The sequence below is a fragment of the Pseudomonas sp. LBUM1672 genome (assembly GCF_059695655.1).
The window spans coordinates 5,731,592-5,740,000 of sequence record NZ_CP166781.1; the positions used below are offsets into that span (position 1 = coordinate 5,731,592).

General features: G+C 53.4%; 8 protein-coding genes, 4 tRNA genes and 2 rRNA genes (1 of these 14 running past the window's edge). All 14 read right to left on the reverse strand.

Going from position 1 to position 8,409, the window contains the following annotated elements; genetic code table 11:
• Positions 1-130 precede the first annotated feature (130 nt).
• The gene (rplA, locus tag ACA053_RS26260; RefSeq protein WP_415771754.1) at positions 131-826 is read right to left on the reverse strand and encodes a 50S ribosomal protein L1; all 696 of its coding nucleotides are present in this window, start codon (positions 824-826) and stop codon (positions 131-133) included.
• On the reverse strand, positions 826-1,257 hold the full coding sequence (gene rplK, locus ACA053_RS26265) for a 50S ribosomal protein L11 (protein WP_003210097.1): 432 nt from the start codon (positions 1,255-1,257) through the stop codon (positions 826-828). Before rplK ends, rplA begins: the two co-directional genes overlap by 1 nt.
• A gap of 117 nt (positions 1,258-1,374) precedes the next feature.
• A complete protein-coding gene (gene nusG / locus ACA053_RS26270) occupies positions 1,375-1,908 on the reverse strand; it encodes a transcription termination/antitermination protein NusG (protein ID WP_007896622.1) in 534 nt (177 codons plus the stop codon).
• A gap of 9 nt (positions 1,909-1,917) precedes the next feature.
• Positions 1,918-2,286, reverse strand: coding sequence for a preprotein translocase subunit SecE (secE, locus tag ACA053_RS26275; RefSeq protein WP_007896620.1), 369 nt, complete (start codon positions 2,284-2,286; stop codon positions 1,918-1,920).
• A 45-nt stretch (positions 2,287-2,331) separates the two neighbouring features.
• Positions 2,332-2,407 (reverse strand) — tRNA-Trp (locus ACA053_RS26280).
• 53 nt (positions 2,408-2,460) lie between these two features.
• Complete coding sequence (tuf, locus tag ACA053_RS26285; protein ID WP_010467251.1) at positions 2,461-3,654, reverse strand: elongation factor Tu; 1,194 nt, start codon at positions 3,652-3,654, stop codon at positions 2,461-2,463.
• Between the two features lie 83 nt (positions 3,655-3,737).
• A tRNA-Thr gene (locus ACA053_RS26290) sits at positions 3,738-3,813 on the reverse strand.
• Positions 3,814-3,839: 26 nt separating this feature from the next.
• Positions 3,840-3,913, reverse strand: a tRNA-Gly gene (locus tag ACA053_RS26295).
• A gap of 24 nt (positions 3,914-3,937) precedes the next feature.
• Positions 3,938-4,022 (reverse strand) — tRNA-Tyr (locus tag ACA053_RS26300).
• A 142-nt stretch (positions 4,023-4,164) separates the two neighbouring features.
• The gene (locus ACA053_RS26305) at positions 4,165-4,605 is read right to left on the reverse strand and encodes a hypothetical protein (protein WP_497394020.1); all 441 of its coding nucleotides are present in this window, start codon (positions 4,603-4,605) and stop codon (positions 4,165-4,167) included.
• A gap of 7 nt (positions 4,606-4,612) precedes the next feature.
• Positions 4,613-5,362, reverse strand: a complete 750-nt coding sequence (locus ACA053_RS26310; protein ID WP_109635262.1) for a pantothenate kinase — start codon at positions 5,360-5,362, stop codon at positions 4,613-4,615.
• Entirely contained in the window at positions 5,352-6,311 is a 960-nt protein-coding gene (gene birA, locus ACA053_RS26315) for a bifunctional biotin--[acetyl-CoA-carboxylase] ligase/biotin operon repressor BirA (RefSeq protein WP_497394021.1), read from the reverse strand. Before birA ends, ACA053_RS26310 begins: the two co-directional genes overlap by 11 nt.
• 133 nt (positions 6,312-6,444) lie before the next feature.
• Positions 6,445-6,560 (reverse strand): 5S ribosomal RNA (gene rrf / locus ACA053_RS26320).
• Positions 6,561-6,733: 173 nt separating this feature from the next.
• Positions 6,734-8,409: ribosomal RNA gene (locus tag ACA053_RS26325) — 23S ribosomal RNA — on the reverse strand (it continues 1,216 nt past the right edge of the window).

The following is an 8,409-nucleotide window of genomic DNA, read 5'->3' on the forward strand; positions in this document are numbered from 1 at the left end:
TAAGGAACCGGGAGCACCATCTGCGTAGGCTTGTGGTTTAAGACTTGCGTCGCCTACGGTCTTGGATAGCCCCCGCCAGGCAGGGACCCCAATCTTTCAATTGGCGCAATCACTTGCGCCAATCTGTGTCTTACGCGTCGAGCGAGCCTTGGTCGATGACCAGACCTGGACCCATGGTGGTGCTCAGGGTAACGCGCTTGACATAAATACCTTTCGAGGAAGCTGGCTTGATACGCTTCAGATCAGCGATCAGGGCTTCAACGTTTTCCTTCAGCTTGACGGCATCAAAGCCGACTTTGCCAACGGAGGTGTGAATGATGCCGTTTTTGTCGGTGCGATAACGAACCTGACCAGCCTTGGCGTTTTTAACCGCGGTGGCTACGTCTGGCGTTACGGTGCCGACTTTAGGGTTAGGCATCAGGCCACGTGGGCCCAGGATCTGACCCAACTGACCCACAACGCGCATGGCATCCGGGGATGCGATAACGACGTCATAGTTCAGGTCGCCGCCTTTCATTTCGGCAGCCAGGTCGTCCATACCTACACGGTCAGCGCCGGCAGCCAGAGCGGCCTCAGCAGCTGGACCCTGGGTGAACACAGCTACGCGAACGGTCTTGCCAGTGCCGTGTGGCAGCACAGTAGCGCTACGAACAACCTGGTCAGATTTACGCGGGTCAACACCCAGGTTCACAGCAACGTCGAACGACTCGCTGAACTTGACAGTCGACAGCTCAGCCAGCAGAGCAGCAGCGTCTACAAAGCTGTAGGACTTGCCTGCTTCGATTTTGCCGGCGATAGCCTTTTGACGCTTGGTCAACTTAGCCATTACACACCCTCCACGTTAAGGCCCATGCTACGAGCAGAACCGGCGATAGTACGCACGGCTGCGTCCATATCAGCTGCAGTCAGATCCGCGTTTTTGGTTTTCGCGATTTCTTCCAGCTGAGCACGGGTCACGGTGCCAACCTTAACGGTGTTCGGACGAGCGGAACCGCTAGTCAGACCGGCCGCCTTCTTCAGCAGAACCGAAGCAGGGGTGGATTTGGTTTCGAAAGTGAAGCTACGGTCGCTGTAGACAGTGATGATCACTGGAGTCGGCAGACCTGGCTCAATACCCTGAGTACGGGCGTTGAAAGCCTTGCAGAATTCCATGATGTTCACGCCGTGCTGACCCAAAGCAGGACCAACAGGTGGGCTTGGGTTAGCCTGAGCGGCCTTCACTTGCAGCTTGATGTAAGCGGTAATCTTCTTGGCCATGAGGCACTCCAATTACGGGTTCGAACGCCTCGAAAGGCTCCCCGGTTACTTGCGCGTTTATCCCAGTGACGACAAAACCCCACAGCCTAGGGCTGCGGGGTTGGGATGCTTGCTCAGCTAGACCTTTTCGACCTGGCTGAACTCTAACTCTACCGGAGTAGAGCGACCGAAAATGAGCACTGCCACTTGGATCCGGCTCTTTTCGTAGTTAACTTCTTCGACCGTACCGGTGAAATCGGCAAACGGACCGTCATTGACACGTACCGACTCACCTGGCTCGAACAACGTCTTCGGCTTCGGCTTGTCGCTACCATCAGCAACGCGACGCAGAATCGCTTCTGCCTCTTTATCTGTGATCGGCGCAGGCTTATCAGCGGTACCGCCGATGAAACCCATCACCCGAGGAGTATCCTTGACCAAGTGCCAAGTACCCTCGTTCATGTCCATCTGAACCAGCACATAACCTGGGAAGAACTTGCGCTCGCTTTTGCGTTTCTGGCCATTACGCATTTCAACCACTTCTTCAGTGGGAACCAGAATTTCGCCAAAGCCATCTTCCATGCCAGCCAGCTTTACGCGCTCTACTAACGAGCGCATGACATGCTTCTCGTAACCGGAGTAAGCATGCACAACGTACCAACGCTTAGCCACGGGACACCCTTAGCCGACAATCAAGGAAACAAGCCAGCCGAGCAGGGAATCAAGCCCCCACAACAGCAACGCCATAACCAGAACAACAGCCACAACGATCAACGTGGTCTGCGTGGTTTCTTGGCGAGTTGGCCATACGACTTTACGAATCTCAGTGCGCGCTTCCTTAACCAGTACAAAGAAAGACTTGCCCTTGACTGTCTGCAGGCCTACAAAGGCAGCTACAGCAGCAATGACGAGCAATGCAAGTACGCGGTACAGGATCGGCGAAGCAGAGTAATACTGATTGCCAACAACGCCAACAACCACCAAAGCGACTACTACTAGCCACTTGAGCAGATCGAAGCGAGAGCCTTGAGCTTCAGCTTTAGGAGTCATCTATGAAGATCCTGTGAAAAGAAAGCCAGACACACCAAGTGAATCTGGCAGGTCAGGAGGGAATCGAACCCCCAACCTACGGTTTTGGAGACCGTCGCTCTGCCAATTGAGCTACTGACCTAAAACAAAATCAGGCCGACCATTATGCCGGCCCGAAAAAGACATTACAACAATTTACTCGATAACTTTGGCTACGACACCAGCACCGACGGTACGACCGCCTTCACGGATAGCGAAACGCAAGCCATCTTCCATCGCGATAGTTTTGATCAGAGTGACAGTCATCTGAATATTGTCACCTGGCATCACCATTTCAACGCCTTCTGGCAATTCGCAGTTACCAGTCACATCAGTAGTACGGAAGTAGAACTGTGGACGGTAACCTTTGAAGAACGGGGTATGACGCCCACCCTCCTCCTTGCTCAGAACGTAAACCTCAGCAGTGAACTTGGTATGCGGCTTGACGGTGCCTGGCTTGACCAGAACCTGGCCACGCTCAACATCATCACGCTTGGTACCGCGCAGCAGAACGCCGCAGTTCTCGCCAGCACGACCTTCGTCGAGCAGCTTGCGGAACATCTCAACACCAGTGCAAGTAGTTTTGACAGTGTCACGCAGACCAACAATCTCAACTTCTTCCTGAATGCGGACAATGCCACGCTCAACACGACCAGTCACAACAGTGCCGCGACCGGAGATCGAGAACACATCCTCGATCGGCATCAGGAACGGCTTATCAATAGCACGCTCAGGCTGCGGAATATAAGTATCCAGAGTCTCGACCAACTTCTTGACGGCAGTAGTACCCATCTCGTTGTCGTCTTGACCATTCAACGCCATCAGCGCCGAACCGATGATGATCGGAGTGTCGTCACCCGGGAAGTCGTAAGTGCTCAGCAAATCGCGCACTTCCATCTCAACCAGCTCCAGCAGCTCAGCGTCGTCAACCATGTCAGCCTTGTTCAGGAAGACAACGATGTACGGAACGCCAACCTGACGGGACAACAGAATGTGCTCACGAGTTTGCGGCATCGGACCATCAGCGGCCGAGCAAACCAGGATAGCACCATCCATCTGAGCAGCACCGGTAATCATGTTCTTTACGTAGTCGGCATGACCTGGGCAGTCCACATGTGCGTAGTGACGCACGGCCGAATCGTATTCAACGTGAGCAGTGTTAATGGTGATACCACGTGCTTTTTCTTCTGGGGCGCTATCGATCTTGTCGAAATCAACCTTTGCCGAACCGAACACTTCGGAGCAGACACGGGTCAGCGCAGCGGTCAGGGTAGTTTTACCATGGTCGACGTGACCAATGGTGCCTACGTTGACGTGCGGCTTATTACGTTCGAACTTTTCCTTAGCCATCGAAGCAATCCCCAGCAGAAAAATTAAGCAGTAATACCAACCATTAAAACAAAGGCAGATATTTTCATATCTGCCTTGTTATATGGAGCTCTTGAGCGGATTTGAACCGCTGACCTCACCCTTACCAAGGGTGTGCTCTACCAACTGAGCTACAAGAGCGTAACGCTTTGCAGGACCTGCAAACTTGGAGCGGGTAGCGGGAATCGAACCCGCATCATCAGCTTGGAAGGCTGAGGTTCTACCACTAAACTATACCCGCGGAGCTTGCAGCTCTCGCTAAAAATGGTGGAGGGGGAAGGATTCGAACCTTCGAAGTCGTAGACGTCAGATTTACAGTCTGATCCCTTTGGCCGCTCGGGAACCCCTCCTAAGCGAGCCGGCATTCTATATCATGCCGACCTTCTGTCAAGCATTTTCTCATTAAAAACCTGAGGTTAGCTGCGTTGACACCGCCTTGCACCGTTGACCGCTAAAGGTCTTCACTGCGAAGCGGGCGCCATTCTATGCAAACTATTCCGCAGGCGCAACCCCCTCGCAGGGCATTATTTTATGTTTTAACTCATTGAAATCTTTGGAAAGGTTTAGCAGCTGAAGATCATCCACTAAACGCCGGCTTTCGGGCGCTATGCGGACCCAGTAACCCACCGAATCTGAAGAGTCTTTCGGCAAGGATTGAAACCTGATATCCATCCCGCTCAATCGTCGCTCAGCAGCTTGCACGGTCTCTTGACGAGTGAAGCCACCCAAATAGAGACATCCACTGCCCACTGATGCCGACTTCCCTTTCTCACGAGCCGTATCAGTCGCCTCGCTCAACAAGCGAATGTCCTGCTGCGATCCTCGATACAAACTCAAAGGCGTTACATCTTTCGCACGCAGCGGCGCCTCTTGTTGATGCCAGATGTAATAGAAGACATTGAGCACAAGCAGCAAAAGGAACAACCAACGCATAAAAACCTCAAGACAAAGGACATGCCATCGCCAGACCTACAAACACCAGGTCTGGAACCCGCCTGGCATCAGGTACGATTTCAGAGACGAGCGCTGCATCACCTCCGGTGAGAAATACAGCAAAATCTTCCCCCCAATAACCACGCGCCATTTCCAGCTGAGTCAGGACGAAGCCCCTCAACATAAGCGAACATCCTCGCTCAACCGCCTCGACCGTTGTGCGGCCAGGAGCAAGGCTTTCCAGCGCGCGCTCGGCAGCAATATCGCCATAGCGAATCTTGCGGGTATGGGTTCGTAACTGGTTGCGCATCAAAGGCATGCCTGGGCAAATAAACCCGCCAAGATGCTCTCCATCTCCCGCAATGAAGTCAGCAGTCACAGCGGTGCCAAAATCGAGCACCAGGCATGCTCCTGCGGCCAGGTTAAATCCACCGAGCATCGCCAGCCAGCGATCAAGCCCCAACCGCTCGAACTCCTCGTATCCATTTCGCACACCAGCCATTTCACGCGCCGGCGCCGCGCATATCGCGGACACAGAGAACGCTTTCGCCAGAAGAGATGTCAACGCCGCAGTCTCTTCGGTCGTTCTGACGCTGACCAGCCGGCACTGTTTGAGGGCCAGCCCTTCAAGCCTGTTCAGGCTTTCCAGCAATGCGAGATCCGAATCCACCACGCCCTCACCAAACACCCGTTTGGCATCCGCATGGAGAACACGCCACTTTATGAAACTGTTTCCGCAGTCGAGCTCAAGAATCATCACGCAACCTCAGGCTGAGCTCACCACCACTAAATACTTTTTCCACACCATTTACCTTCAAGCGCAAGGCACCCTGACTGTCGACACCCAACACCTCACCATCTATCTGGCTAATTCCAGCAATCAGCGTGACTTCGCGCCCGTGCCAAAGGTGGTTCTGTTCCCATTCCCGCTGGATGGCGGAAAAACCATCGATCTGATGGCGAGCCAGATACTTCTGAAGCATCAATCCTAAATGCGCGACGAGGTGATTGCGATCAAACATCCTGCCCGCCTCCAGCCGCATGGATGTCCACTGCTGATCAATCTCATCGGTCGCCTGCATGTTCACATTAATTCCAACACCCAGCACCACATGACACACATCAGCAGGATCACCCACCAACTCGAGCAATATCCCGGCAATCTTTTTCTGGCCAACCAAAACATCGTTTGGCCACTTCAACCCCGCGCCCGGAATGCCGAGATCTCTCAAGGCTTGCATAACAGCAAGCCCAACCACAAGACTCAGCCCTTCAAGCTGACGCATACCACCTTCGATGCGTAATACGAGACTGTAATAGATGTTTTCCGCGAAAGGACTGGCCCAATTTCGTCCACGCCGGCCGCGCCCCGCAGTCTGCCGCTCGGAAAGCACCAAAAAGGGCGCGGCCTGGCCACGCTCAATTGCGCGCAGAGCTTCAGCGTTAGTAGAGTCAATTGAGTGGAAGAGCAGAATAGGCCAGCCACACGAGGGCGCCTGTTCTTTTATGTCGACAGGATCAAGCAGCGTCAATGGCGCAGCCAATTGATAACCACGACCGCGCACCTTGTGAATGGACAAGCCGAGCTCAGCCTCCAAATGCTGTAGCTGTTTCCATACCGCACTACGACTGATACCCAGGGCGATGCCCAGGGCCTGACCCGAATGGAACTTGCCATCCTTAAGAAGCTTTAACAACGTCAGCATGCAAGTCTCGCCTCACAATGAGGCCCGCATGATAGCCATGCCCCGAGCCGTTGCATAGAAACCCCGAGGGCTAGATTTCCTGCGGACAAAACAAAACCCCAACTGCTTTCGCAATTGGGGTTTCGGAATTTAATCTTGACGATGACCTACTCTCACATGGGGAAACCCCACACTACCATCGGCGATGCATCGTTTCACTGCTGAGTTCGGGATGGGATCAGGTGGTTCCAATGCTCTATGGTCGTCAAGAAATTCGGTAGCCAGGTCGTGGGCCCTTGCGGGTTCACGCTCCAGCGAATGGGTATGTGACAGCTTGGTGTTTTGTGAGTATCTCGAACTTTCGGTTCGTTTCGTCTTCACACACCGCAATCTGGTGCTCTTTCGCCTTTGGGCTCGAAGCAAGCAAATTGCTTGGGTGTTATATGGTCAAGCCTCACGGGCAATTAGTATTGGTTAGCTCAACGCCTCACAGCGCTTACACACCCAACCTATCAACGTCGTAGTCTTCGACGGCCCTTCAGGGGACTCAAGGTCCCAGTGAGATCTCATCTTGAGGCTAGTTTCCCGCTTAGATGCTTTCAGCGGTTATCTATTCCGAACATAGCTACCCGGCAATGCCACTGGCGTGACAACCGGAACACCAGAGGTTCGTCCACTCCGGTCCTCTCGTACTAGGAGCAGCCCCTCTCAAATCTCAAACGTCCACGGCAGATAGGGACCGAACTGTCTCACGACGTTCTAAACCCAGCTCGCGTACCACTTTAAATGGCGAACAGCCATACCCTTGGGACCGGCTTCAGCCCCAGGATGTGATGAGCCGACATCGAGGTGCCAAACACCGCCGTCGATATGAACTCTTGGGCGGTATCAGCCTGTTATCCCCGGAGTACCTTTTATCCGTTGAGCGATGGCCCTTCCATACAGAACCACCGGATCACTAAGACCTACTTTCGTACCTGCTCGACGTGTCTGTCTCGCAGTCAAGCGCGCTTTTGCCTTTATACTCTACGACCGATTTCCGACCGGTCTGAGCGCACCTTCGTACTCCTCCGTTACTCTTTAGGAGGAGACCGCCCCAGTCAAACTACCCACCATACACTGTCCTCGATCCGGATAACGGACCTGAGTTAGAACCTCAAAGTTGCCAGGGTGGTATTTCAAGGTTGGCTCCACGCGAACTGGCGTCCACGCTTCAAAGCCTCCCACCTATCCTACACAAGCAAATTCAAAGTCCAGTGCAAAGCTATAGTAAAGGTTCACGGGGTCTTTCCGTCTAGCCGCGGATACACTGCATCTTCACAGCGATTTCAATTTCACTGAGTCTCGGGTGGAGACAGCGCCGCCATCGTTACGCCATTCGTGCAGGTCGGAACTTACCCGACAAGGAATTTCGCTACCTTAGGACCGTTATAGTTACGGCCGCCGTTTACCGGGGCTTCGATCAAGAGCTTCGCGTTAGCTAACCCCATCAATTAACCTTCCGGCACCGGGCAGGCGTCACACCCTATACGTCCACTTTCGTGTTTGCAGAGTGCTGTGTTTTTAATAAACAGTCGCAGCGGCCTGGTATCTTCGACCGGCATGGGCTTACGCAGTAAATGCTTCACCCTCACCGGCGCACCTTCTCCCGAAGTTACGGTGCCATTTTGCCTAGTTCCTTCACCCGAGTTCTCTCAAGCGCCTTGGTATTCTCTACCCAACCACCTGTGTCGGTTTGGGGTACGGTTCCTGGTTACCTGAAGCTTAGAAGCTTTTCTTGGAAGCATGGCATCAACCACTTCGTGTTCTAAAAGAACACTCGTCATCAGCTCTCGGCCTTAGAATCCCGGATTTACCTAAGATTCCAGCCTACCACCTTAAACTTGGACAACCAACGCCAAGCTGGCCTAGCCTTCTCCGTCCCTCCATCGCAATAACCAGAAGTACAGGAATATTAACCTGTTTTCCATCGACTACGCTTTTCAGCCTCGCCTTAGGGACCGACTAACCCTGCGTCGATTAACGTTGCGCAGGAAACCTTGGTCTTTCGGCGTGGGTGTTTTTCACACCCATTGTCGTTACTCATGTCAGCATTCGCACTTCTGATACCTCCAGCAAG